Here is a 25,078-nt window from a genome sequence, read left to right as displayed (position 1 = left end):
GGCCGGAGAGCACCAGCTCACACGGCGACCATGTCAGTGGTTGCTCCAGATGGCCTTGTTCCGCGCCTCGGCGGCCTTGTAGTTCTCGCTGGCGATGCCCAGGGCCTTGGCGGCCTCGTTGAGCTGACGCCCCATCTCCTGCTCCGCGGCGTCCCAGACCTTCCTGTGCTCCTCGAAGAAGTTGGCCGCGTCACCAGCCCAGTGTTCCCCGAGCACCTGCTGGAGCTTGGTGATGAGGTCGTCGGTCGCCTTGTCCATGGCGGTGACGACCTGGAGGAGGCCCAGCTCGGCCTTCTCCATCTCCACGAAGTTGACCTTCGTATAGTCGGACACTCTGTTCTCCGTCCTCGACTGCGGGATGGGGCCGTACTACCTGGCGCCGGTGTTGATGAGCGCGTCAACCCGGTTCATACCGGACTGCACGTCCTGGTCGGCCGCGTCGTAGGTGACGGAGCTGTCGCCCAGGTTCTGGGCGATCTTCTCCAGGTCACTCCGTACGATCGTCATCTGCCGGTCCCACTCGCGCATGGCGCCCAGGAACTTGGCCGAAGCAGTGCCCAGCCAGCCCGAGGCCGTCAGCTCCTGCGTGGTCGTCTCGACGCCCTTGCGCAGGCCCTCGACGTACTGCGCGGTGTCCACGACGAGCTCGGACGCCTTCTTGATCTGTGCGGGGCTCGCACCGAAAAACTCCGCCACCGGTCACACCTCCGTGACATAAGGCCTGCTTGTCCGTGGTGGTGTCACGCCCCCGTGCGGACCGTACGGCCCACGCGATGCCACCCGGATGGCCAGAGAAGCCACACGAGCGGACAGAAAGGACTACCCCGACGAACATCATCAGACGGCATGCTAGCCATCAGGGATCACATAGCTAACATGCATTCATATTACGGAAAAGTAAACATTTAGCGTCTTATCTATAAACGAGCAGGCCAGACGAGTGCGTGACTCCTCCATCACGGAAAGAAGTCGGCGAAAAAACGGCGACGTTCCGTGATCTGGAAAGCCGTCTACGTGAACTCACAGTTCGAGACGACGCCGGATGCGGTCGAGTTCCCCCATCACGTCCTGGAAGGCACGGTCGTAGGCGACCCCCGCCTCCTGGACCTGCTCCAGCGGCCCGTCCGGACCGCCGAACGTCCTCAGCGGATTGTCCCCCTCGCCGAACGCCTGATCCGCGGCCTCGGCGAGCTGTCTCTGCAGGTCCCTGGACGCCTCGGCGAAGACCTCCTTGATCCGCTCAGCCAGTTCGCCCGAACTGAGCCGCATGGCCTTGGGGTGCAGTTCGAGCCCCCGCAGCCCCTCCGCGGCGTACTCGACCGCGACCAGGCCGTCCTCGTCCTGGGCACGACCGACGAGCGTGGTGATCGTCCTCTGCAGCTCCTCCATTTTCGCGAATTGCGAACTGTTTCCAGAGAGCAGCTTTTCCACGTCTATGTTGGCGAACTCACCGAATTCCATCTCGCTCCTTGATATGGCGCTGCCTGCGGCAGCGCGGGTTCGGGCGCTCCGAGCCGACGCTTTCCCTCGTCGCTCATCCGCTTCGCTCCTTCGCTCCTCAGTCCAAGCGCCGGCGCGCCCGAACCGGAAACTCCTCACGCACGGCACCGGTAAGGCATAAAAAGCCAAACCCCTCACACCTGGCACCGGGGAGAATCGCAGGTCAGCCGGCTAGGCCTCGGATCCAGGTGTAAAGGTCCAGGACACCAAGGGCCAGGGGGAAGAGGGCGACTATGAGGACGATCTCCAGGATGTCGGCCGCCCTGCCCCAGAAGGGGGAGGGTTTGCCCGACTGCAGCCACAGGCCCATGCCCGCGGGTACGAGCGCGACGCACAGCAGGCCCATCGCCACGGCCAGGGCGACGCCGCCGCCGACCAGGGCTCTGGAGAACGCCAGTACGGCCAGCCCGAAGACGCCGGAAAGCAGCAGCCACAGTCGCTGCCCGGTTCCCTGGAAGACACGGGCCCGCATGAGGAGCGTCAGTGACAGCGTGGCCGAGGTGGCCAGGGCGACCCAGCCGGGGTCGAAGGCCAGGTAGACCTGCGCCACCACCGAGGTCAGGCCGATTCCGGCGACGAAGCCGGTGGCGTAGCGCTGTGCCTGGGCGGTGCGCTCCATGATGGCCGGGCCGTCGATCCGCTGGTTGTCCAGGCGCAGTTCCTCGGCGTTGGTCGGCATCGAGGGCATCGGCAGACCGGCGAACCTGAAGGACAGCATCGGGAACAGCGGGCCGCACGCCAGCAGGACCGAGGCGGCGATCGCCCCCACCCCTGCCGGGGGTGCCTGGGCGAACATCACCACGGCCGCGCAGACGGCCCCCGTCGCCGAGGCGATGGACACACCGAGGAAGGCCTGCACGCCGTCCGCGACGGCCAGTGTGCCGATGGTCGCGACCAGGCCCGTCGTCGCGAACGCGGCCAGCATGTGCGCCGAGCCGAGCCCGGCCAGCCCCGTGTCCCCGGCGGGCGCCAGCAGTCCGGCGAGGAAGGCGTACGGCAGCGCCGCGCAGCCGATCATCGCACCCGCCGGCGCGTCGCCGACCGCCCTGGACAGCAGGCCGCCCGCGACGGTCAGCAACAGCGCGAAGGCTCCGGCGAAGACCGCCGAGACCCGCCAGGGTGGTCCGGAGAACAGCAGGACGAGGGCCCCGACCACCAGGAGGGCGGTCGCGGCGCCGACCCCGACGAAGCGGGTGTGCCTGACGCCCCAGCCTCCCGGCGCCTCCCTGAAGCCGGTGGCGACGACGTCGGCCACGTCGTCGAACATCGCGGGCGGCAGCACGGCCTCGCGGGGCCGCAGGTAGAGCACCTCCCCGTCGAGCACCCCGAGGGCGCCCAGGCTCTGGCCGATGTCGAGGGGGGAGCCGCCCGGCCGTTGCAGCACCCATCCGGGGGCGGCCGCGGATTCACCCCCGACCTCGCCCATCGCGCGTAACAGGCCCGGCAGGACGTGCGGGAGCGGGATGTCCGCGGGCAGCGCCAGATCGGCCTTCCTGCGGGGGGCGACGATCGTGATGTGGCACATGGGAGGCAACGGAGCGGCGCTCTGAACTGGGAGACCCGGTGTGACGGCCCCCTGGGGGGCCTGAGCCAGCGACCTCACGGTCGTCCTCCCTCTTGGTTGCAAGCATCGTGGAGCATCACGGAAACCACCGATATGCCGGATACGGTAGCGGGGAGAGTAGGGATCACGCGCGACATCCGTCGGCAATCGCTTTCGCCACAGATGTGCACAAACCGACCAGGAAGGCACCTCCAGGGTGAGCATCGTCGTCGTACGGCGCCCAGAGCGCCGTCCCCCGCCCAAGCCCCCGCGAGGTGAGATCCTCCTGGAGTCTCCCCCGGAGATCCCCGAGGTGCAGCCGCAGGGACTGACCGGTCTGCTCACCTACCTGCCGATGGCCGCGGGCGCCGCCGGAATGGGCCTGATGTTCACCGCGGGCGGCACCGGAAGCCCGATCATGTACGTGGCCAGCGGCCTGTTCGCCGTCTCCATGATGGGCATGACCGCCGGTCAGCTCGGCCGCCAGTCGGGCGAGCGCAAGAACCGGCTGAACGGCCTGCGCAGGGACTACTTCCGCTACCTCGCCCAGGTCCGCAAGAAGGTACGGCGCGCCGCCAAGCAGCAGCGCGAGGCCCTCGAATGGAGCAGTCCCTCCCCCGACTCCCTGTGGTGGGTGGCCCTGGGTCCCCGGCTGTGGGAACGGCGCCCCCGCGACGACGACTTCGGCACCGTACGGCTCGGCACCGGGGTGCAGAAGCTCGCCATCCAGCTCATCCCGCCGGACTCCAAACCGGTCGAGGACCTGGACGCCCTGTCGGCGGGCGCGCTGCGCAGGTTCGTCAGGGCCCACTCGACGGTCTCCGAACTGCCGGTCGCCGTCGCCCTGCACTCCTTCGCGCGGATCAACCTGACCGGCGACCCGGTGGCCGTGCGCGAACTGGTCCGCGCGATGGTCGCCCAGACGGCCGTCTTCCACTCCCCCGACGACATGCGGATCATGGTGTGCGCGGGCGAGGAGTGGATGGCCCAGTGGGAGTGGATCAAGTGGCTGCCCCACGCGCTGCACCCCGAGGAGACCGACGCGGCGGGCCAGGTGCGGCTGATGACCGACAACCTGGCCGAGCTGGACCGGCTGCTCGGCGGGACGCTGAAGGAGCGGGCGCGGTTCAGGCCAGGCGCCTCGCCGGACGCGCTGCCGTACCACGTGCTGATCCTCGACGGCGGGCACGTACCGCACGACTCGCAGCTCGGCACGGACGCCATCCAGGGCGTCACCGTGATCGACCTGTCCGGCTCCGCGGGGCCGATCGAGGAGAAGAACACGCTGCGCATCGACGTGCGGCCGGAGGGCTTCTTCATGGTCAAGATCGACCACGCGGGCAAGCGCAGCTCGACCCGTCTGGGCGACCCGGACCGGCTGGACTTCCTGCGCGTGGAGGGCCTGGCCAGGCAGCTCGCCCCGTTGCGCGCCTCGACCGTCAAGGGCGGGGAGACCCAGGACGCGCTGTCGGTGAACACCTCGCTGACCGACCTGCTCGGGGTCGGTGAGCCGACCCTGCTGGACCCGGCGGTGACCTGGCGGCCGAGGGCGGGACGCAACCGGCTGCGGGTGCCGATCGGCCTGGGGGTCGACGGGCGCCTGGTCGAGCTGGACATCAAGGAGTCCGCCCAGGGCGGCATGGGACCGCACGGCCTGGTCATCGGCGCGACCGGTTCCGGCAAGAGCGAGCTGCTGCGCACGCTTGTGCTCGGCCTGGCCATCACCCACTCGTCGGAGATCCTGAACTTCGTCCTCGTCGACTTCAAGGGTGGCGCGACCTTCCTCGGCCTGGACACCCTCTCCCACGTCTCGGCGGTCATCACCAACCTTGAGGACGAGCTTCCCCTGGTCGACCGCATGTACGACGCGTTGCACGGCGAGATGGTCCGCCGCCAGGAGCTGCTGCGCGCCGCGGGCAACTACGCCTCCCTGCGCGACTACGAGCGGGCCCGCGAGCAGGGCGCCGACCTGGCGCCGATGCCGACGTTGTTCGTCGTCATCGACGAGTTCAGCGAGTTGCTGACCGCCAAACCCGAGTTCATCGAGCTGTTCGTGATGATCGGACGGCTCGGCCGTTCGCTCGGCGTGCACCTGATGCTGGCCTCCCAGCGCCTTGAGGAGGGACGGCTGCGCGGCCTGGACACCCACCTGTCCTACCGGATCGGCCTGCGGACCTTCTCGGCCATGGAGAGCCGGGTCGTGCTCGGTGTCGCCGACGCCTACGAGCTGCCGTCGGCGCCGGGCAACGGCTACCTGAAGTTCGAGACGACCGGGATGACCCGGTTCAAGGCCGCCTATGTCTCCGGTTCCTACCAGCCCGACCCGCTGTCCTCCGTGGCGCGGGGCGGGGCGGCGGGCCTGCACCAGGTCGTCGAGTACGGTCCCGGCTTCGCCCCGGTCCCCGTCATCGAGGAGCCGCCCAAGGAGCTGACGACGGGGGAGATCCCCGTCGAGCGCGCCGCCGCCAGCCTGCTCGACCTGGTGGTCGGCAGGCTGGCCGGGCAGGGACCCCCCGCGCACCCGATCTGGCTGCCGCCGCTCGGCGACCCGCCGACCCTGGCCCACCTGCTTCCGCAGATCTCGGTCACCCCGCAGCTCGGGCTGAGCACGCCGAGCTGGGCGGGCCGGGGCAGGCTGCACGCCGTCATCGGCGTCATCGACAAGCCCTTCGAGCAGCGCAGCGACCCGTTCTGGCTGGACCTGTCGGGAGCCGCGGGTCATGTCGGCGTCGTCGGCGGCACGCAGAGCGGCAAGAGCACGGTCCTGCGCACCCTGATCACCGGCATGGCGCTCACCCACACCCCACGTGAGGCGCAGTTCTACTGCCTGGACTTCGGCGGTGGCTCGCTGGCCGCGCTTGAGGCGCTGCCGCACGTGGGCGGGGTGGCCAGCCGCCTGGACGGTGACCGGGTGCGCCGTACGGTCGCCGAGATCTCCGCGCTGCTCCAGCGGCGGGAACGTGACTTCGCCGAGCAGGGCATCGACTCGATCACCGCCTACCGGCAGCGGCTCGCGGAGGGGGCGGAGGGCGACGGCTACGGCGACGTGTTCCTCGTCGTCGACGGCTGGCTCACGGTCCGGCAGGACTTCGAGTCGCTCGAACCGGTCATCACCGACCTCGCCGCCCGCGGTCTCGGGTACGGCATCCACGTGGTGGCCGCGACCAACAAGTGGTCGGAGTTCCGGCCGGGCATCCGCGACCTGTTCGGCACCCGGGTCGAGCTGAAGCTCGGCGACGCCTACGAGTCGGAGATCAACCGCAAGTCGGCGCTGGCCGTGCCCGAGGGGGTTCCCGGGCGGGGACTCACCAAGGAGGGCCTGCACTTCCTGTCGGCGCTGCCGAGGATCGACGGTGTGCGCAAGGCCGACGACCTGTCGACGGGTGTGCGCGCGCTGGTCCACGCGATCAGGGACGCCTGGCAGGGGCCGCCCGCCCCGCCGGTCCGGCTGCTGCCCGCCGTACTGCCCGTCGGGACGCTGCCCGGCGTCGAGCAGACCGGGCGCGCCCGCATCCCGCTCGGCATCGACGAGGCGGCCCTGTCGCCGGTGTTGCTCGACTTCGAGGCCGACCCGCACTTCATCGTGGTCGGCGACACCGAGAGCGGCAAGTCGAACCTGCTGCGGGTCATCACCGAGGGACTGGTCGCCAGGCAGACGCCGCAGGAGGCCATGATGATCGTGATCGACTACCGGCGGTCGCTGCTGGACTCGGCGGCGACCGAGCACCGCATCGGCTACGCCGCGTCGAGCGCCGCCGCGACCGACCTGATCAACGACGTCCGCGGCGCGCTGCTCAAGCGGCTGCCCCCGGCCGACCTCACCCCGGAACAGCTGCGGGACAGGAGCTGGTGGCAGGGCTGCGACCTGTACATCGTGGTGGACGACTACGACCTGGTCGCGACCTCCTCCAACCCGCTGCTGCCGCTGGCCGACCTGCTGCCGCAGGCCCGTGACATCGGTCTGCACCTGGTGATGTCCCGCGCGATGGGCGGTGTGGGCAGGGCGATGTTCGACCCGATCATCCAGCGGGTCAAGGACATGGCCAGCCCCGCGGTGATCCTGTCCGGCAACAAGGACGAGGGCTTCCTGTTCGGCAATGTCCGCGCCCATCCGCTGCCGCCGGGACGGGGTTACTACGTCGACCGCCGGTACGGCTCCCGCCTGACCCAGACGGCCTTCTTCCCGCCTTCCGAGGAGACCTGATCGAACCCCGGTAATTGTCCTAATAAGGACACACTTATAGGTCAACCTGCGGATATATGAGGCGCGTCTCCTCGGTGTTCACCGTTCATCCCCACACGCTGGGAGCGCTCCTTGCTCAGACGTCTCGTGGTCTCCGCGGCCCTGACCGCCTCCGTGCTCGTGCCCACCACCGCCTCGGCCCTGGTGGCCGCCGCCGCGCCCGCGGGCGCGACGGTCTCGTGCACCTACCAGCGCTCGGGCAACCACTGGAACTGCGTCACCCCCGGCGCCTACTGCCCCGCCGCCGCCCACGGCAGGTACGGCTACGCCAAGGCCACCGGCCGTAAGTACACGTGCACGCGCTACCCCAACGGGCGGTGGCGCTGGAAGCGCGCCTGACCGAGGCACGGCGCCCCGCCCCACCGGCGGGGCGCCCGTCACACCGTCAACGGGAAACGGATTTATTTACAGAGAGTAACCACCGGCGTCCGAACCATATCTTTCACATATAAGATTTGGTTAATACCCGTGACGCAACCGCTCCCCCGTGGATCACATTTCCGTTACGTAACATCAGAATCCAGCCCATTTTCTTAGACTTTTTTCACACGGCGCCCCTAATGTTCGTGCGCATGGAAGAAACCAGCGCACCGAAACCGAACCGCCGACAGCTCCTCATCGCGGGCGGGGTCAGCATCGCCGCCGCCGGTCTGGGCACCGGCTACCTGGCCTCGACCGCGTCCGCGAGCACGACGGCCGGTGCCGCGCACACCCCCACCCCCACCGTCCCCACTCCCACGAGCAAGCTCTGCCTGCCGCTCTCCAAGGAGACCATCGAGGGGCCCTACTACCTGGACTACGACAAGTACCGTTCGAACATCACCGAGCACAAGCCCGGCGTCCCGCTGCTGCTGCGCATCCGGATCGTCGACTCGGAGAACTGCAGGCCGCTGCGCAACAAGGCCGTCGACATCTGGCACTGTGACGCGCTGGGCATCTACTCCAGCTACGAGAAGGCCTCCTCGGGTGACGGCCCCGGCTTCCCGACCGCGTTCCCCACCGCCTTCCCGACGGACATGCCCACCGGCGCCCCCGGCGGCGGCATGCACGCCGAGCCCGACAGCGACACCACCTACTTCCGCGGTTTCCAGATGACCGACAGGAACGGCTGGGTCACCTTCAGGAGCGCCTTCCCCGGCTGGTACATCGGCCGCGCGATCCACATCCACGTCAAGGTCCACGTCAACGGTGTCTTCCGGCACGGCGCCTACCTGGGCGGCAACGACTGCCACACCGGCCAGCTCTACTTCCCCGAGAAGCTGATCGAGGCCGTCTCCGTGCTGAGGCCGTACTCGACCAACACCAAGACCCGCACCACCAACGAGCAGGACATGCTCTACACCGGCGACACCACCGCCGACGGCATGCTCGACGTGCGCTACGACCCCAGGCACGTGGCCAGGGGCATCAGCGCCTCGATCACCCTCGGTGTCGACCCCGACGCCGTCCACGACGGTCAGGACTGGCCCGGCGGACCCTTCCCGCCGTTCCCCACCACGCCTCCCGGGACCCCGGCCCCCTCTCCGGCCCCCTGATCCCGCGCGGGTCGATCTTCACCCCCGGCACGCCGTACTTCCATCGGCGTGCTGGAGACCTCCCGGCCTCCTCGTGACCACACCGAGGGCCCGAACGTCTCCATTCCTGTCCGATCGGTCAGATCTGACCGATCGGACAGTTATCATTGGGGCATGGCACGTCCCCCTTCCGCTCTGCGTGAGCACATCCTGCGCTCGGCGCTGCGGTTGTTCTCCGACAGCGGTTACAAGGGCACCTCACTGCACGACATCGCCCAGGTCGCGGGCTGTTCGAAGGCGGCGTTGCTCTACCACTTCGCGAGCAAGGACGCGATCCTCACCGAACTGCTGACCCCGGCGGGCGAGGGCCTGGCCGCGCTGCGGACCCGGCTCGTCGGACTGGACGGTGAGCAGGCCGCGCGGGCGGCCGTCACCGGCTTCGTCGACCTGGCCCTGCGGTTCCGGCTGGAAGTCCGGATCCTGTTCCAGGACATCCCCACGATGACCGTCCACCCGGCGCTCGGCGCCGTCCCCGCCACCATCAGGCGGTTACTCACGGCACTGGCCGGGGGCTCGACCGCGCCCTCGGACACGATCGCCGCCTACATGGTCCTGGGCGCCGTCTCCGTCACCGCCGCCGACGATCTCGGCGTGCCCGAGGAGGTCCTGCGCGCCGAGATGATCCGCGGCGCGCTGCGCACCCTGGGCCGCGAGCCCGACCACCCCTGAACCACCCCGGACCGGCCCGGCCTCCGCCGGACGCCGGACCTCGCCTGAACGGACCCCTCCCCCTCCATGGCTGCTGTGCTGTACCGGCTCGGCCGGTTCTCCTTCCGCAGGCGCGGGCGCGTACTCGCCGCCTGGCTCATCCTGCTCGCCCTGCTCGGCGGGGCCGCCGCCGCGTTCTCCGGGCCGACGACCGACAACTTCACCATGCCCGGCACCGAGTCCCAGCGTGCGCTGGACTCCCTGCGGCGGCAGTTCCCCCAGGCCGGCGGCACGACCGGCACCATCGTCGTCGCCGCGCCAGAGGGCGGCAAACTGGACCCGGCCGCCCTCGCGCCGATCGTGCGTGAGGCGGCGGCCGTACCCGGGGTGCTGGCCGCGATGGACCCCTTCCAGGTCGGCGCCGTCTCCCCCGACGGCCGCCACGCGCTGGTCCAGGTCCAGTTCGACAGCCCTCTCGACAAGATCACCGACGCCCAGCGCGCGGCCTACGAACGGGCCGGGGCCACCACCCCCGGCCTGCGGGTCGAGCACGGCGGCGAGATCATGAAGGCCGAGGTCGAGATCGGCTCGACCGAGGCGTTCGGCGTCCTGATCGCCGCCGTCGTCCTCGTCGTCACCTTCGGCTCCCTGGTCGCGGCGGGCATGACGCTGCTCAACGCCCTGATCGGCGTCGGCGCCGGGATGGCGGGCCTGTTCTCCCTGTCCGGCGTGGTCGAGCTGAGCAACGTCGCCCCCGTCCTGGCGCTGATGCTCGGTCTGGCCGTCGGGATCGACTACTCGCTGTTCATCACCTCCCGCTACCGCCAGTACCTGGCCGAGGGCATGGAGGCCGAGGAGGCCGCAGGACGGGCGACCGGCACCGCCGGATCGGCCGTCGTCTTCGCCGGGGCCACGGTCATCATCGCCCTGGCGGGCCTGGCCGTGGTCGGCATCCCGTTCCTGAGCGTCATGGGTCTGGCCGCGGCGGCGACGGTGGCTCTGGCCGTACTCGTCGCGCTGACCCTGCTGCCCGCCATCCTCGGCTTCGCCGGCGCGCGGGTGCTGCCCCGCAGGCAGCGCGCGGGTGCGGACACGGGCACCGGCGACGACCGCGAGGCCATGGGTTTCCGCTGGGGACGGCTCGTCACCCGTCTGCGCGTCCCGGTGCTGGTCGTCGCCGTCGTCGTGCTCGGCGCGCTGGCCCTGCCCGCCAGGGACATGCGCCTGGCGCTGCCCGACGCGGGCACCGCCGCCGAGGGCTCGACGGCCCGCGAGGCGTACGACCTGATCAGTGAGGGGTTCGGCCCCGGCTTCAACGGCCGTCTGATCGCCGTCGTCACCGGTGACGACGCCCAGGCGACCGCGAACGCCGCCAAGCAGGCCGCGGGCGCCATCCAGACCACCCCGGGAGTGCTCGCCGTCACCCCGCCGCAGGCCAACGCCCAGGGCACGACCGCGCTGCTGACCGTCATCCCCAAGACGGGTCCCGCCGACGCCGCGACCGAGCAGACCGTGCACGCCATCCGCGAGCGGATGAACGACATCCAGGGCGCCCGCGTCGCGCTCTCCGGCGTGACCGCGATCGGCATCGACATCTCGGCCAAGCTCGCCGACGCGATGCCCGTCTACCTGCTGCTCGTGGTCGGGCTGTCCATCCTGCTGCTCCTGCTGGTCTTCCGGTCGATCCTGGTCCCGCTGAAGGCCGCGCTCGGCTTCCTGCTCACGATCGGCGCCACGTTCGGCATCACCGTGGCCATCTTCCAGCAGGGGCACCTGGCGGACCTGCTCGGCGTCGGCAGGCCGGGGCCGCTGGTCAGCTTCCTGCCGATCCTGCTCATCGGCATCCTGTTCGGCCTGGCCATGGACTACGAGGTCTTCCTGGTCTCACGCATGCGGGAGGACTTCGTCCACGGTGACACCGCCCGGCGGGCGACCGTGAACGGCCTGGGCCACAACGCCCGCGTCGTCACCGCCGCCGCGCTCATCATGACCTCCGTCTTCGGCGGCTTCGTCTTCATGCACGACCCGATCATCAAGTCCATGGGCTTCGCCCTGGCCGTCGGCGTGCTCATCGACGCCTTCGTCGTCCGCATGACGCTGGTTCCCGCCGTGATGTCCCTGCTCGGCCGCGCCGCCTGGTGGCTGCCCCGCCCCCTGGCCCGCGTGCTGCCCAACCTCGACATCGAGGGCGAGAGCCTCTCCCGGCGGCCGGAGGAGCCCGCACCGGCGGTGATCGGGGCCGGCTGAGCGGGATTCACCTGGAACGGACGGGAGGCCAGGCCGTGCGGCCGCTTGAGCTCGTCGCGCTCGCGACCACGACATTGTCGTTCCTCACCCTGGCGCTGCCACGGCTGCGCGGGATGAGGCCGGTGAACCACGTGCCGCCCGTCGCGCTCCTGGCCGCCGTGGCGCAGGTCGTCGTCGAGGGCGCGCGCTGGCAGCTGTTCCCCGCCTACGCGCTGGCCCTCTCGTTCTTCCTGGTGTGGTTGTGGGGACGGCGGCTCAGGGGCCTCCTCGGTGTGAGTCCCGGTGTCCTGGGACTCCTCGTCGCCCTCCCGCCACCCGTCGTCCTGCCGGTCTTCACCTTCCCCGAGCCCACGGGCCCGTACGGCGTCGGCACCGTGACGTACCACTGGACGGACACCTCCCGCCAGGAGACCTTCAGCGCCGACCCCGCCGCCCGCCGTGAGCTCATGACCCAGGTCTGGTACCCGGCCGCGCGTTCCTCCGGCGGGGAGCGCGCGGTCTACGCCGAGGGCGTCGAGGCGCTCGCTCCGGCGCTGGCCAGGATGATCGACCTGCCGTCGTTCACGTTCGACCACCTGCGGTACGTGACGACGAACGCGAGGGAGTCGGTGCCGGTGTCCGCCGGCGTCCATCCGGTCCTCGTGTTCCTTGAGGGCTTCAACGGCTTCCGCCAGATGAACACCTTCCAGGTGGAGGAGCTCGTCTCCCACGGATACGTCGTGGTCGCCGTGGACCACCCCTACATCGCGGCCTCGGTGACCTTCCCCGACGGCCGGCATGTCACCGGTTTCCGGAAGAACGAACTGAACGCCCTGGTACAGCAGAGCGTCAGCCCGTCGAGGACCGCCCCGACGTTCCAGGGCAGGTCCTATCCGGAGGGCATCGTTCCCTATCTCGTGCGGGACGTCTCCTTCGTCCTCGACCGGCTGACGGCGTTGAACGCCTCCGACCCCGAGCGCCTGCTGACCGGGAAACTGGACATGCGGCGGGTGGGCGCGTTCGGCGTGTCCCTCGGCGGCATCGTGGCCGGTGAGGCGTGCCGTACCGAGACACGGTTCGGCGCCTGCCTCGTCATGGACGCCCCGATGCCCGACGACGTCGTGTCCCCCGGGCTCGGGCGACCGGTGCTGTGGATCACGCGGGACGCGCGGACGATGCGGCAGGAGAAGTGGAACAAGGTGGACATCGTCCAGCACCAGACCTCCATGCGGACCGCGTTCGGCAACCTGAAGGGCGACGGCTACTTCGTCCAGGTGCCGGACATGTTCCATGTGAACCTGACGGACGTCCCCTCCTGGTCACCGCTGTTCCCGTACCTGGGGGTCACCGGCCCCGCCGACCCCGGGCGGGTGCACGAGATCGTGAACGCCTACTCGACGGCGTTCTTCGACAGGCATCTGCGCGGTTCTCGGGAACCCCTCCTCGATGGGCCGTCGGACCGCTACCCGGAGGTCGTCCTCCACCGTCGGCGACCCTAGGCACAGGTGGCCTGGTAGGGGTAGCCGGGGAAGTGCGTCGCCCATTCGGCCAGGTCGAGACCGTGACCCGCTCTCCGGCAGACCGTCCGCGCCGCGACTTCCAGATCGAGGTCGTATCGCCGCAGGGGAACGTGCTCACCCGCCACGTACAGGGTGTCACCGTCGATCGTCATCCCGGCGACGAATCCGACCGGGGTGGAGATGGGCGCACCGATCGGCTGCCAGGTGGCGGTGTCCCACAGCTGTACCGTGCCGTTCGCCATCCCGGCGGCGAGAACGCTCCCGTCGGCGGAGAAGGCCAGGGAGCTGACCCAGTCCGAGGCGTACGGCGAGGCGGGGATCAACGTGCCCAGCTGGCGCCGTACGGTGCCGTCCCACAGAGTGGTCTGTCCCGTCTGGTCACCGACGGCCAGGAATCTGCCGTCGGCGCTGAAGGTCAGCACGCTGGCCGGATGGAAACCGTTCGCGCGCACGACGGCGCGGTCGGAGACGAGATCGGTGACCTGCCCTCCGGAGGTGACCAGCAGACGCCCGTCGGGGGCCAGGGCGATCTCGCCGCTGACGCCGGGGACGGTGGCGGTGGCGGCGCCCCGTTTCAGGTCCCACAGGGTGAGCGAGCCGTTCATGGGCGGCTCGCTGATCAGCAGGGTGCCCGAGTCCCAGGTGTAGGCGAGAGACCCGGCACTGGCGAAGGGCCCGAACCTGCCGACGACGCGCTGACCGGCGAGGTCCCACACCTGGACGCTGAAGGGTTTGACATAGGTGTCGCCGTACGCCAGGCCCTTTCCATCGGGCCGGAACGCCGCCGTCATATGGCATTCCGGCATGTCGGAGTTCAGTGCCTTGCAGGGGACCGGAGAGGGGCCGGGAAGCCGTCGTCCGGTCCTGGTGTCACGGAGCTCGACCCGGTTCGCGTAGACGGTGGCGAGTGTGTTCCCGTCAGGGCTGAAGAACGCCGACAGGGCGCTCGCGTTCTGCCATCCGGCGTCGACGACGGAGTTCAGCTTCAGCGTCCTGACGGTCGCGGGCCATGAGCCCGCGTTGGGCGAACCGGCGAGATAACGCACCCAGTCGGCGGCCGGATCGACTCTGATGTCGAAGGCGTGCTCGCCGGCCAGCGGGTGACGGAACAACGCGGTGTCCAGCGTGCCGGCCCTCCACACGAGGAGTTCGTCGGAGTTGGCCGTCGCGAAGAATGCGCCGTCCTCGCTGAAACCGATCTCGCTCACGCCCGGTTCCCTGACGGCGGGGAGTTCCCTGCCCGACGGCAGCTCCCAGAGCCGGACCTCCGCGTCTGCGGCCATCAGCAGCCGTCGCCCGTCGGGCGACAGGTACAGGCGCTCCTCGCCGCACTGCTTGGCGGAGAGCGTGGGCATATGGGGAACGTCCAGCTCGCGGCCGGTCCTGAGGTCCCACACCCGCACCGGCCCGCCGGGAACGCAGAGCGCCATCGTGGTGTCGTCGGCGCTGAGTGTGGCGTCCGGGACACCCACCTCGGCCATGGAGCGTCCGTCCCTCGCCGCCCTCATCGCCATCAGGATGGACGGCCGCTCGCGTATCCGCTGGGCGGTCCTTCCCTTCCTGGGGGTTCGCACCTGCGCGATCAACCGCCCGACGGCGGCGTCCCAGACGCGGACGCGATAGTGGGAGCCGTCCGCGTGGTAGGTGATGAGACGCTGTCCGCTCGGGGCCAGCTCGACGCCCTGGTTGGCGCCGTCGAGAGACTTCGGGTCGCGCCGACCGGTTGTCACGTCCCACAGCCTCACCCCGCTCACCTTGGAGGAGACGTCGGAGAGGAGGGGCAGCCAGCGAGGGCTTTCCCGATCCTCCTTCGTGACGGGCGAAACCGGTGTGGTCGTGATGGCCCGATGGGTTTCCACGTCCCAGCGGACGGCCCGGTCCGCACCCAGGCTGTACAGGGAGCGGCCGTCGGGGCTGAGCCTGCGCATGGTCTCCGCCCCGGTGTCCGGATCGGTGAACACCTCCTGCTGAGCCTGGAGGCTGGCCGTACGGAGGTTCGCCCGCGTCTCGGGAAGGTCGGCCAGGCGCCAGGCGGCCAGGCTGAGCCGCATGGACAGCTGCGGGTCGGTCTGACGCAGGCCCGCGGCGATCCCGGCGGCCCGGCGGGCCTGCGCCTCGCGCTCCTGCCGGTCGCGGATGAGGTTCTGCTGCCAGGCCAGCAAGCCTGTGATCATCACGACGGTCGTCAGCACACCGATGAGGGAATTGCGCAGCCTGCTCCTGCGGCGTTCGCCGCGGCGCCCCGCCGTACTGGCGGCGAGGAAGTCCCGCTCCAGCGGGGTGAGCTCCTCGGCCCGCTCGGCGAGGTGCCTGCGCGCCAGCGACAGGCGCAGCCCCCGGTAGAGGCCTCCGGGGTCGCGGGCGTGCGCCTGCCAGGCGTCGGCCGCCTCGGTGAGGCGGCGGTGCATGCGCAGGCGTTCCCGGTCCTCCTCGACCCAGGAGCGCAGCCGGGGCCAGGCGGTCAGCAGCGCCTCGTGCGCCAGGTCGGCCGTTTCGTCGTCGAGGGTGATCAGACGGGCACACGCCAGCCGTTCCAGCAGCAGTGGGCTGGGATCGTTCCGGCATCCGGTGACCAGTTCGGCGCACGCGGCCGGGCGCCGGGTGTCCTGGGCGCCCGCCTCTCCCGGGGTGACCAGGCGCAGCAGCAGGTGGCGCAGCCGTTCCCGCTGCTCGGGGGTGAGTTCCTCGTAGAGTTCCTCCGAGGTGCGGGCGACGGCGCCGCTGATGCCCCCCGCCGCCTCGTACGCCTCGACGGTCAGGGCCTTGCCGTGGTGACGCCGCCAGGTCTCCAGCAGGGCGTGCGACATCAGCGGCAGCCCGCCGGGCTGCCCGGCGACCTCGTCGAGGATCCGGTTGGTCAGTTCGCGTTGCACGATCAGGCCCGCCGCCGCGGCGGGTTTGACGATCGCCTCACGCAGTTCGGCCGGGCTCATCGGGCCGACCGGGACGGTGGCGTCCCTGACGGCCTCGACCAGGTCCGAATGGTGGGTGAACTGGCCGAAGAAGTCGGCGCGTACGGCCAGCACCACCCGGGTGCGCCGGTCGTCGCCTCCCGCGGCCACCAGCGCGTCGATGAAACTCCGGCGCTCGGCCGGGTCCTCGCACAGGGTGAAGGTCTCCTCGAACTGGTCGATCACGAGTACGTCGGCGGCGTCACCGGGCAGTCGCGGGTGCGCACCCGGTGTCAGGACCCGTACGGCGCGCCCGCGCAGGGCCGGCACCAGCCCCGCGCGCAGAAGAGAGGACTTGCCGCTTCCCGAAGGGCCGACGACCAGCACGAACCGGTGGGCCTCCAGCAGCGTGACCAGCCGTTCGACCAGCGCCGACCGGCCGAAGAAGTAGGCCTGGTCCTCGGTCTCGAACCTCGCCAGCCCCCGGTACGGCGCCCGCGCGGTCTCGCCGTTCCTGGCCGCGTGTTCCCGCTGGGCGGCGCGGGCCTCCTCCCACCTGGCCCGCCACTCCTGAGTGTCCCCGTCGCACGCCTCGACGTAGGCCAGCGCGACCGGCAGGGTCGGCATTCTGTCCCCGGCCGCGGCCTGGGCCAGCGTGGCGGCCGAGAAATGCGCGCGCGCCGCCATGGCGCGGTAGGTCGGGCCGCCCGCCTCCTCCCGTAATTTGCGTAACTCCACGGCGAATGCGGCCGCCGGACCATCGGTGGGATCGACCGGCCGTTCCCGGCGCCCTGCGCGTTCCCCCAACTTACTCTCCCCGAATGTGACCAATTCCCATCAGACACACCAAACCAGCACAAAATACATAGCCAAACCAGGGCAATCAAGCTTGTTCAGAGTGACGCACGAGGGTTCCAGACAATTCCCGATCCGCCAAGACTTGCAGTCGTAAGCCCCCCGGCCTGCGACAACGTCACGACCGGGATATCCGATGTGCTTCGCCCGGCGCGCCATTCGTTTTCGAACACACCCGCGCCCCAGAAGCAATGCGACGAAAGAAACACACATGCAAAAGAAGATCATGATCGGCCTGGTGGCGCTCGCCGGCGCCGCCGCACTGATCGCGGGGCCCGCCGCCGGCGCGGCCACAACGGCGAGCGGCACGGCCGGCAGCACGGCGGCCTGCAACGTCCAGCACGAGCCGTGGTACACCATCGGCGGATACCGTCACGTCCGCCTCCAGAACGAGTGCAACTCGAAGAAGACGGTGTGCATCGCCATTCCCGACCGGCCCGCCTGGTTCCCCATCCCCCGCTACACCCTCAACGCCTATGAGTGGCGTGACGTCGCCTACGCCCCCACCTCGATCAACCAGGGCAGCAGCGTCTATTACTGCTAGGCCGTGTCACCGCTCCTCACCAGCACACATTTCAGTGAAGGGGAAAACATGATGGCAAGAACCAGGATCGCCGCCGCGGCCGTTATCGCGGCGCTCGCGTTCACCGGCACCGGAATGACGGCCGGCGCGGCCTCCGCCTCCTCAACCGGCGCGGCGGCCTGTGGCGTCCAGCACGGGGAGTGGTACTCCTCGGGCACCACCCACAAGGTGGACGTCTACAACGAGTGCAGCACCGGAAAGTACGTGTGCGTCGAGATCCCCTATTGGGCGGACTACGGCCCCAAGTACATACCTGGCCGGACCACCGTCACGCTGCTCTACGCTCCCATCGTCGCGCCTGAGGGAAGGTCCATCTACTACGCCGCGTCCTCCAGCAGCTGTTAGAACGCCGACCCGCGCGAGGCGTCCGACCTCGCGCGGGAACCGGTACCGGAAGGGGTGGCCGAGCGCACGGGCGAGGACGGCTCACCGCCGCCCGGGGTGCCGGTGGCCGAGGTCATGGCGGGCCGCAACAGGGGCCGGACCCGCCAGACCCCCGGGCCGCGGCACCGGCGGCCGCCCCGGCGCGATGAGAACGGCCCCGCGTGAGTGGCCGATCGACATGCGCGGCGACGGACAGATTCGGCGAGGCGGGCCCGCCTCCCCCATGAAATTGACGGGCTTTGTCAGAAAGACCAGGAAACAGGCGATTGATTTACGGTTCTTTCCGTTCTCGTTGCCGCCGAACGAAGGCCTGAACCGGTGGCCACCAAGAAGATCAAATTGTGCGCCTCAAAGGGCACAGGGGAACCACCGAGGACAACGCGAGGAAACCTGATCCATGAATGTCAAACGCCTCATGTTCACCGCCGCCGTCGCCGCCGCCTCACTGCTGGGCGGTCTACCGGCCTCGGGCGCGCAGGCGGACGACGCCCTGCTGACGACGACCCCGTCGGTCGTCTCCCCCACCGCCGGTGGCGACGTCGCCTTCGCCGTCGAGGGCCGGTCCTTCCCCTCCCTGATCAAGGTCGCCGTCAACAGCACGTCGCTGAACTCCTCGTGTGAGGACACCAACCTCAGGCGGGTCGTCCTGCGGGCCGACCGCAACGGCTACTTCAACCTCGTCGGGGCGGCCCGTGGGTGCGTCAGCGGCGTCTACCGGGTCGAGGCCACCGAGCTTGAGTCGCCCTACCGCACCTACTCCGCCAGAGTGACCATCGGCCATCCGCTGCCCGGCACCGGTGCCCCCGCGCTCAGGACCACCCCGGCGACCGCCGACGCCGACGGCGACATCGCCTTCGTCGTCAACGGCTACGGCTTCGCCGAGAAAGGCTACGTCCGGTTCACCAGCAACGGCCTGAACGAGGCCTGCATCGCCACCAGTCTCAGGGACGGCACCCGGCTCAGGGCGGACAACAACGGCCGCTTCGCGCTGCCCGTGCTGGGCAGGGGGTGCGTCCCCGGCCGCTACCAGATCGAGGCCACCGAACTGGTGACGCCGTACAGGACCTACACCACCACGGTCGCGATCACCCCGGCCAAGTAGCCCACCTCGGGCGGCCCTCACCCGGTGCCGGGAGGGCCGCCCCGACACATTGAGCGATCTGCCCCTTATGATCGATTAGCCGGTCTCGCATAGGGGGTAGAAGTGGCGGGGATCGACTACAGCTACGACGCGCTTGAGCAGTGCCGTACGACCGTGCACGAACTGATGAAGAACTTCGGCGAACTGGGTGGTCCGTATCCGGCCAAGACGACCGACTCCACCATCTTCGGCAGGCTGACCGACTCATCCGCCCTGGCCGAGTTCCTCGACGGGATCGAGAAGACGGTCGACGGGGAGCTGACGAACGTCACCGGCAAGCTCAAGGACGTCGAGCGCGCCCTGAACGACATCGAGGACAACGTCCGTACGGCCAACCGCGCGGGCGGGGAGCGGTGACCGCGGACACGACCGAGGCGATCTCCGGTCTCCCCGGCGGCGGTACGCTCTCCGACCTCCTGAACAAGGTGAACGCCGACGCCGACGCCGTCAGCGCCGTCGCGACCCGCTGGCGTGGTACGGCGGGCAAACTCAACGAGCACGCCGGGCGGCTCGGCACCGTCGTCAACGCGGTCAACGACGCCTGGCAGGGCGAGTCCGCGGACGCCTTCGACACCTACATGCGCAAGTACGGCCGCGCCGCGGAGGCCCTGCACGACGCGCTGGCGGGCTGCGCCAACACTCTCGACACGGCGGCCGGGGTGCTGCGTGGCGCGGAGGCGAAGGTCCGCTCCATCTGCTCGACCCTCCTCGACGACGTGTCCGCCTACCGCACGGCCAACCCGAAGGCCGAGGAGAAGGACCTGCAGCCGCACATCACCTCGCTGGTGAACGGCGCCGTCACCGGAGCCCGCCCCCACATGGAGGCCGCCGACAAGGCCGTCACCCAGGCGCTGGCCGCCGTCAAGAAGCACATGGCCGAAAGGAAGATCTCCTTCGCCGACATCCCGGCCCCCCTCGACCAGACGTTCGTACCGGGCGCCGGCCGTACGGTCGTGTGGGAGAGGACGGTCGGCTACCGGCCGCACCTCGCGCCGCACGGCGACACCGGGACACCGAACCCGGTCGCCTCAGGAGGTTACGGGCCGAGCGGCGCGCCCCCGCCCGGTGGCGGCCCCGCGCCGACCGGGAAGCTCAAGGAGTGGATCGACCAGGCGCTGGAGATCCTCAGGTCCCACGGCTACCCGCCGGAGAAGATGAACCCCGCCGACATCGCCATGATCATCCAGCACGAGTCGGGTGGCAACCCGCACGCGATCAACCTCTGGGACTCCAACGCCGCCGCGGGCACCCCGTCCAAGGGGCTGATGCAGACCATCGACCCGACCTTCGGCAGCTACAAGCTGAGCGGGTACGACGACATCTACAACCCGGTCGACAACATCATCGCCGGGGTCCGCTACGCGATCAGCCGTTACGGCTCGGTCTCGAACGTGCCCGGCGTCGTCGGCGCCAAGACCGGCACCGGCTACGTCGGCTACTGAGCGGCCTGCCTAGGCTGGGACGATGAAGCTGACGAAGTTCACGCACGCGTGTGTCCGCCTTGAGAAGAACGGCTCGGCCCTGGTGATCGACCCCGGGGCCTTCAGCGAGGAGTCAGCCCTCCAGGGGGCGCGGTCCGTGCTCATCACCCACGAGCACTTCGACCACGTGGAGGTGGAACGGCTGCGCGGGGCGGCCGAGGCCGAGCCGTCACTGGAGATCTGGACCAACGAGGCCGTGGCGGCCGACCTGACCGACGTCCCGGCCAAGATCCACGTCGTACGGCACGGCGACACCTTCGACACGGCGGGCTTCGCCGTACGGGTCGTCGGAGAGTGGCACGCCCCCAACCACCCGGACGCGCCGATCGTGAGCAACGTCGGTTTCCTGGTGGACGAGGAGGTCTTCTACCCCGGCGACGCGTTCACCCCGCCGGAGACCGAGGTCCCCACCCTGCTCGTGCCGACCAACGCGCCATGGCTGAAGCTCTCCGAGACGGTGGACTACCTCCGCCAGGTCCGCCCGGCCAGGGCCTTCTCCACCCATGACGGCCTGCTCAACGACGTCGGCCTCGGCCTCGTCGACAGGTGGCTGGCGATGGAGGCCGACAAGCAGGGGGCGGAGATCCGCCGCCTCGCGCCGGGTGAGTCCGTCACCCTGTCCTAGCCGGGGGTCCGGCCCTACCGTGGGAGGCGACGTGATCTCCCCGGCGAGAGGAAGGGCGGCATGGACCCCAAGGAGCTCCGGCGGCGGTTCGAGACTCTGACCACCGCGCATCTGACGGACGGCTGCCTGCGCGCCGGGGTTGCGGTGCGCTGCGCCCCGGCGGGCACCCGCTCCGCGGTGCCCGGTGGCCGTCTGGCCGGACGGGTGTGCCCGGCCAGGCACGCGGGCAGCGTCGACGTCTTCCTTGAGGCGTGCGAGCTGTCCGCGCCCGGTGACGTGCTCGTCGCCGACAACGGAGGACGGCTCGACGAGAGCTGCATCGGTGACCTCGTGGTCCTTGAGGCCCGGGCCGCCGGGCTCGCGGGGGTCGTGATCTGGGGGCTGCACCGCGACACGGCCGACATCCGGGCGATCGGGCTGCCGGTCTTCAGCCTGGGTTCGATCCCGACCGGCCCCCTGAGCCTGAACGAGCGTCCTGAGGGCGCGCTGGAGTTCGCCGCCGTCGGGGAGTGGACGGTCGGCCCCGACGACCTGGTCCTCGGCGACGACGACGGCGTGATCTTCATCCCGGCCGGACGCGCCGAGGAGGTGTTCACCCGCGCCGAGGCGATCCGCGACGTCGAACGGCGTCAGGCCGACCGCATCCACGCGGGCACCTCACTGCGCGAGCAGGTGGCCTTCGGCGCCTACCTGGCAGGACGCGCCGAAGACCCCTCCCTGACCTTCCGCGCCCATCTGCGCGCGGTCGGCGGAGCCATCGAGGAGTGACCTTCGCCTCCCGCGAAGGTCACACGGCCCTGGCGATCGTGGCGGACCCGATCACGGTGTCCTCCAGGTAGAACACGGCGGCCTGGCCCGCCGCGACCCCGGTCGCGGGGGTGTCCAGGGCGACGTGGACCTCCTCGCCGGACACCTGGATGCGGCAGCCGTACACCTCACCGTGGGCCCGGAGCTGGACCGTGCAGGCCAGCGGCTCGTACGGCTCGGCGACGGGCCCGTTCCACACCGGGCGCACGGTCTCGACGGAGGTGACCTCAAGGGCCGAGCGCGGCCCGACGGTGACCGTGTTGGAGACCGGCTCGATGGACAGCACGTAGCGCGGGCGCCCGTCGGGGGCGGGCCGGTCGATGTGCAGGCCCTTGCGCTGGCCGACCGTGAAGCCGTAGGCGCCCTCGTGGCTGCCGACCACCTCGCCCGAGGCGTCCACGATCGGCCCGGGGGCCGTGCCGAGACGCCTTTCGAGGAAGCCCCGGGTGTCGCCGTCGGCGATGAAGCAGATGTCGTGGCTGTCGGGTTTGTCGGCCACCATGAGCCCGCGCCTGGCGGCCTCCTCACGCACCTGGGCCTTCGTCGAGTCGCCCAGCGGGAACATCGCGTGGCCAAGTTGTTCCCTGGTGAGCACGCCGAGCACGTAGGACTGGTCCTTGCCCTCGTCGGGGCTGCGGCTGAGCGCGCCGTCCACGAGCCGGGCGTGGTGGCCGGTGGCCACGGCGTCGAAGCCGAGCGCGAGGGCCCGGTCGAGGACCGCCTCGAACTTGATCTTCTCGTTGCAGCGCAGGCACGGGTTGGGCGTACGGCCCGCGGCGTACTCGCTGACGAAGTCCTCGACCACGTCGCGTTGGAACCGTTCGGCCATGTCCCAGATGTAGAAGGGGATGCCGATCACGTCGGCGGCCCTGCGGGCGTCCCGGGAGTCCTCGATCGTGCAGCACCCTCTGGCGCCGGTGCGATGCGACTGCGGGTTCGCGGACAGGGCGAGGTGGACGCCGGTGACATCGTGACCGGCCTCGGCGGCGCGGGCCGCCGCCACCGCTGAGTCGACGCCGCCGGACATGGCGGCAAGCACGCGAAGTCTCATAACACCCTTGAGCGTACCCGCGTGGGAGCCCTCTCCGCCGGGCCGGGCGGCGCCGTCAGATCAGGCCCGCCCGGCGGGCGCGCTCGACGACGCCCGCGATGACGCCGGTGACCCTGTCCACATCGGACGGCGTCGAGGTGTGCCCGAGGGTGAAACGCAGTGAACCCCGTGCCCTGACCGCGTCGGCGCCCATGGCGAGCAGGACGTGGGAGGGCTGGGCGACGCCCGCCGAGCACGCCGAGCCCGTCGAGCACTCGACCCCCTTGGCGTCCAGGAGCATGAGCAGCGCGTCGCCCTCGCAGCCGGGGAAGGAGAAGTGCGCGTTGCCGGGGAGCCGGTTGGCCGGATCTCCGTTGAGGATCACATCGGGTACGGCCTGGCGGATCCTGGCGACCAGGTCGTCGCGGAGCGCGGTCAGCCGGGCGGCGGTCTCGGCCTGCCGGGCGACCGCGAGCCGTACCGCGGTGGCCATGCCCGCGACCGAGGGGGCGTCGAGGGTGCCGGAGCGCACGTCGCGCTCCTGCCCGCCGCCGTGCAGCACGGGGACCGGGTCGATCCCCCTGGCCAGCAGCAGCGCGCCGGTGCCCATCGGGCCGCCGACCTTGTGCCCGGAGAGCGTGAGGGCGTCGACCCCCGAGTCGGCGAAGACGACGGGAAGCTGCCCGATGGCCTGGACGGCGTCGGTGTGGAAGGGGATGCCGTGGTCGCGGGCGATCGCGGCGAGCACCCTGACGGGCTGTATGGTGCCGACCTCGTTGTTGGCCCACATGACGCTGACCAGGGCGACGCTGCCGGGGTCGCGCTCGATGGCGGCGCGCAGGGTGTGCGGGTGCACCCTGCCGTACTCGTCCACCTCAAGGGACTCCACGACGGCGCCCTGGTGGTCGCCGAGCCAGTGGGCCGGGTCGAGCGCGGCGTGGTGCTCGACGGCGCTGATCAGGATGCGGTTGGCGCCCTTGGCCCTGCGCGACCAGTAGAGGCCCTTGATGGCGAGGTTGTCGGCCTCGGTACCGCCCGAGGTGAACACGACCTCGCTGGGCCGGGCGCCGAGCGCCTCGGCGATGCTCTCGCGGGCCTCCTCGACGACCTGGCGCGTACGGCGGCCCGCGGTGTGCAGTGACGACGCGTTGCCGACCCGCCCCAGCTGAGCCGTCATCGCCTCTACCGCTTCGGGAAGCATCGGCGTGGTCGCCGCGTGATCGAGATAGGCGGACTCCACTGCCGCACTTCCCTTCCCCAGATCGTTTGTCCCTTCCAAGGGTATCCGTGCCCGGCGGGAAGCCCATCCTCGGTTTGACCACTGTACCGTCCGGACGGTACAGTCCTCTGCATGAGGCGGGAGGAGTTGCTGGACGCGGCGGAGAGTCTGCTGTGCGACCAGGGCTCCCAGGCGCTCACCCTGGCGGCCGTCGCCGAGCGCGCGGGCTGCAGCAAGGGCGGGCTGCTCTACCACTTCGCCACCAAGGAAGCCCTGATCAAAGGCATGGTCGAGCGGCTGATCGAAGACTTCGACCAGCTCGTCGCCACCCAGGGCCACGACACCTACACAAAGAACTATCTGCACGCCACCTTCGCCGCCGTGCGCAGTGGCAGGCTGCGACGCTGGGCCGTGGTCACCGGCGCCTCGGGCAACCCCTATCTGCTCGCCCCCCTGCGTGAGGCGATGGCCCGCTGGCACCGTGAGGGGCTCGACACCGAGCCCGACCCCACGACCGCCCAGATCGTGCGGCTCGCCTGTGAGGGGCTGTGGGACGTGGCCACCCACGACCCCGCCCTCTACGACGACGAGCGCCACGCCGAGCTGAAGCGGCGTCTGCTGGCCCTGCTGCCCGCCTGACGGCCGGGCCTCCCGCGCCGCCCACGGCGCTCGTGCTCCCCCAAGAACACTGGCGGTCGCTTCCGCGTGCGGAAGCGACCGACTCGTGTGTCCCCGTTCGTTTTAACGTGTAAAAAACAAGTTTTTATGGGTTGAGTTTTTTAAACCGCCCAAAGGGAAGACCCCAACC

Annotated in this window: 21 protein-coding genes; 14 read left to right on the top strand and 7 right to left on the bottom strand. The window is 70.2% G+C overall.

All coding sequences use genetic code 11. The annotated features are described in order from the left end of the window. Positions 1–33: 33 nt before the first annotated feature. From ABT340_RS09245 to eccD, 4 genes are all read right to left on the bottom strand, one after another. Positions 34–333, bottom strand: coding sequence for a WXG100 family type VII secretion target (locus ABT340_RS09245; protein ID WP_352010198.1), 300 nt, complete (start codon positions 331–333; stop codon positions 34–36). Between the two features lie 36 nt (positions 334–369). After that, positions 370–696 carry a WXG100 family type VII secretion target gene (locus tag ABT340_RS09240; RefSeq protein ID WP_352010197.1) on the bottom strand — a complete coding sequence of 109 codons (327 nt, stop codon included), beginning with the start codon at positions 694–696 and terminating at the stop codon, positions 370–372. A 324-nt stretch (positions 697–1,020) separates the two neighbouring features. Then, on the bottom strand, positions 1,021–1,389 hold the full coding sequence (locus ABT340_RS09235; protein ID WP_352010196.1) for a YbaB/EbfC family nucleoid-associated protein: 369 nt from the start codon (positions 1,387–1,389) through the stop codon (positions 1,021–1,023). 274 nt (positions 1,390–1,663) lie between these two features. Further along, the gene (gene eccD, locus ABT340_RS09230) at positions 1,664–3,025 is read right to left on the bottom strand and encodes a type VII secretion integral membrane protein EccD (protein ID WP_352010195.1); all 1,362 of its coding nucleotides are present in this window, start codon (positions 3,023–3,025) and stop codon (positions 1,664–1,666) included. Positions 3,026–3,260: 235 nt separating this feature from the next. On the opposite strand from eccD, the gene eccCa reads away from it, so the two are divergent. From eccCa to ABT340_RS09200, 6 genes are all read left to right on the top strand, one after another. Beyond that, entirely contained in the window at positions 3,261–7,247 is a 3,987-nt protein-coding gene (eccCa, locus tag ABT340_RS09225; protein ID WP_352010194.1) for a type VII secretion protein EccCa, read from the top strand. A 111-nt stretch (positions 7,248–7,358) separates the two neighbouring features. Then, complete coding sequence (locus ABT340_RS09220) at positions 7,359–7,625, top strand: hypothetical protein (RefSeq protein ID WP_352010193.1); 267 nt, start codon at positions 7,359–7,361, stop codon at positions 7,623–7,625. A 233-nt stretch (positions 7,626–7,858) separates the two neighbouring features. Continuing rightward, positions 7,859–8,821, top strand: coding sequence for an intradiol ring-cleavage dioxygenase (locus ABT340_RS09215; protein WP_352010192.1), 963 nt, complete (start codon positions 7,859–7,861; stop codon positions 8,819–8,821). 153 nt (positions 8,822–8,974) lie between these two features. Then, positions 8,975–9,529 (top strand): TetR/AcrR family transcriptional regulator, encoded by a 555-nt coding sequence (locus ABT340_RS09210; protein WP_352010191.1) that lies wholly within the window; start codon positions 8,975–8,977, stop codon positions 9,527–9,529. Between the two features lie 66 nt (positions 9,530–9,595). Continuing rightward, complete coding sequence (locus ABT340_RS09205; protein WP_352010190.1) at positions 9,596–11,755, top strand: MMPL family transporter; 2,160 nt, start codon at positions 9,596–9,598, stop codon at positions 11,753–11,755. A gap of 35 nt (positions 11,756–11,790) precedes the next feature. Continuing rightward, entirely contained in the window at positions 11,791–13,233 is a 1,443-nt protein-coding gene (locus ABT340_RS09200) for an alpha/beta hydrolase family protein (RefSeq protein ID WP_352010189.1), read from the top strand. Here the strand turns inward: ABT340_RS09200 and ABT340_RS09195 are convergent. Further along, the gene (locus ABT340_RS09195; protein ID WP_352010188.1) at positions 13,230–16,952 is read right to left on the bottom strand and encodes an nSTAND1 domain-containing NTPase; all 3,723 of its coding nucleotides are present in this window, start codon (positions 16,950–16,952) and stop codon (positions 13,230–13,232) included. The genes ABT340_RS09200 and ABT340_RS09195 overlap by 4 nt on opposite strands. 259 nt (positions 16,953–17,211) lie before the next feature. Between ABT340_RS09195 and ABT340_RS09190 the strand changes: the two genes are divergently transcribed. From ABT340_RS09190 to ABT340_RS09160, 7 genes are all read left to right on the top strand, one after another. Further along, positions 17,212–17,544: a hypothetical protein gene (locus tag ABT340_RS09190; protein ID WP_352010187.1), complete on the top strand. Its 333-nt coding sequence runs from the start codon at positions 17,212–17,214 to the stop codon at positions 17,542–17,544. A gap of 48 nt (positions 17,545–17,592) precedes the next feature. After that, positions 17,593–17,928, top strand: coding sequence for a hypothetical protein (locus ABT340_RS09185; protein WP_352010186.1), 336 nt, complete (start codon positions 17,593–17,595; stop codon positions 17,926–17,928). A 436-nt stretch (positions 17,929–18,364) separates the two neighbouring features. Beyond that, positions 18,365–19,069 (top strand): hypothetical protein, encoded by a 705-nt coding sequence (locus ABT340_RS09180; RefSeq protein WP_352010185.1) that lies wholly within the window; start codon positions 18,365–18,367, stop codon positions 19,067–19,069. Between the two features lie 102 nt (positions 19,070–19,171). Continuing rightward, positions 19,172–19,465 (top strand): hypothetical protein, encoded by a 294-nt coding sequence (locus ABT340_RS09175; RefSeq protein WP_352010184.1) that lies wholly within the window; start codon positions 19,172–19,174, stop codon positions 19,463–19,465. Next, entirely contained in the window at positions 19,462–20,550 is a 1,089-nt protein-coding gene (locus tag ABT340_RS09170) for a WXG100 family type VII secretion target (protein WP_352010183.1), read from the top strand. The genes ABT340_RS09175 and ABT340_RS09170 overlap by 4 nt, the downstream gene beginning before the upstream one ends. A gap of 22 nt (positions 20,551–20,572) precedes the next feature. Next, positions 20,573–21,214, top strand: a complete 642-nt coding sequence (locus ABT340_RS09165; RefSeq protein WP_352010182.1) for an MBL fold metallo-hydrolase — start codon at positions 20,573–20,575, stop codon at positions 21,212–21,214. Positions 21,215–21,274: 60 nt separating this feature from the next. Beyond that, positions 21,275–21,982 carry an RraA family protein gene (locus tag ABT340_RS09160; protein ID WP_352010181.1) on the top strand — a complete coding sequence of 236 codons (708 nt, stop codon included), beginning with the start codon at positions 21,275–21,277 and terminating at the stop codon, positions 21,980–21,982. Positions 21,983–22,001: 19 nt separating this feature from the next. On the opposite strand, the gene mnmA is transcribed toward ABT340_RS09160, so the two are convergent. Next, the gene (gene mnmA / locus ABT340_RS09155) at positions 22,002–23,072 is read right to left on the bottom strand and encodes a tRNA 2-thiouridine(34) synthase MnmA (RefSeq protein WP_352010180.1); all 1,071 of its coding nucleotides are present in this window, start codon (positions 23,070–23,072) and stop codon (positions 22,002–22,004) included. A gap of 55 nt (positions 23,073–23,127) precedes the next feature. Then, complete coding sequence (locus ABT340_RS09150; RefSeq protein ID WP_352010179.1) at positions 23,128–24,291, bottom strand: cysteine desulfurase family protein; 1,164 nt, start codon at positions 24,289–24,291, stop codon at positions 23,128–23,130. Between the two features lie 111 nt (positions 24,292–24,402). Between ABT340_RS09150 and ABT340_RS09145 the strand changes: the two genes are divergently transcribed. After that, positions 24,403–24,909 (top strand): TetR/AcrR family transcriptional regulator, encoded by a 507-nt coding sequence (locus tag ABT340_RS09145; protein WP_352010178.1) that lies wholly within the window; start codon positions 24,403–24,405, stop codon positions 24,907–24,909. The last annotated feature ends 169 nt before the right edge of the window (positions 24,910–25,078 follow it).

Origin of the sequence: Streptosporangium sp. NPDC000239 (assembly GCF_040300765.1) — a bacterium.
Classification (GTDB): Bacteria; Actinomycetota; Actinomycetes; order Streptosporangiales; family Streptosporangiaceae; genus Streptosporangium.
This window is presented reverse-complemented; position numbering and strand designations above follow the sequence as displayed.

Bases quoted from the DNA above. Each gene is read 5' to 3' on its own strand.
- ABT340_RS09210 (WP_352010191.1), top strand. From the start codon at position 8,975: ATGGCACGTCCCCCTTCCGCTCTGCGTGAGCACATCCTGCGCTCGGCG.
- ABT340_RS09145 (WP_352010178.1), top strand. From the start codon at position 24,403: ATGAGGCGGGAGGAGTTGCTGGACGCGGCGGAGAGTCTGCTGTGCGAC.
- ABT340_RS09180 (WP_352010185.1), top strand. From the start codon at position 18,365: ATGAATGTCAAACGCCTCATGTTCACCGCCGCCGTCGCCGCCGCCTCA.
- ABT340_RS09235 (WP_352010196.1), bottom strand. From the start codon at position 1,389: ATGGAGGAGCTGCAGAGGACGATCACCACGCTCGTCGGTCGTGCCCAG.
- eccD (WP_352010195.1), bottom strand. From the start codon at position 3,025: ATGTGCCACATCACGATCGTCGCCCCCCGCAGGAAGGCCGATCTGGCG.
- ABT340_RS09190 (WP_352010187.1), top strand. From the start codon at position 17,212: ATGCAAAAGAAGATCATGATCGGCCTGGTGGCGCTCGCCGGCGCCGCC.
- ABT340_RS09160 (WP_352010181.1), top strand. From the start codon at position 21,275: ATGGACCCCAAGGAGCTCCGGCGGCGGTTCGAGACTCTGACCACCGCG.
- mnmA (WP_352010180.1), bottom strand. From the start codon at position 23,072: ATGAGACTTCGCGTGCTTGCCGCCATGTCCGGCGGCGTCGACTCAGCG.
- ABT340_RS09185 (WP_352010186.1), top strand. From the start codon at position 17,593: ATGATGGCAAGAACCAGGATCGCCGCCGCGGCCGTTATCGCGGCGCTC.
- ABT340_RS09215 (WP_352010192.1), top strand. From the start codon at position 7,859: ATGGAAGAAACCAGCGCACCGAAACCGAACCGCCGACAGCTCCTCATC.
- ABT340_RS09165 (WP_352010182.1), top strand. From the start codon at position 20,573: ATGAAGCTGACGAAGTTCACGCACGCGTGTGTCCGCCTTGAGAAGAAC.
- ABT340_RS09205 (WP_352010190.1), top strand. From the start codon at position 9,596: ATGGCTGCTGTGCTGTACCGGCTCGGCCGGTTCTCCTTCCGCAGGCGC.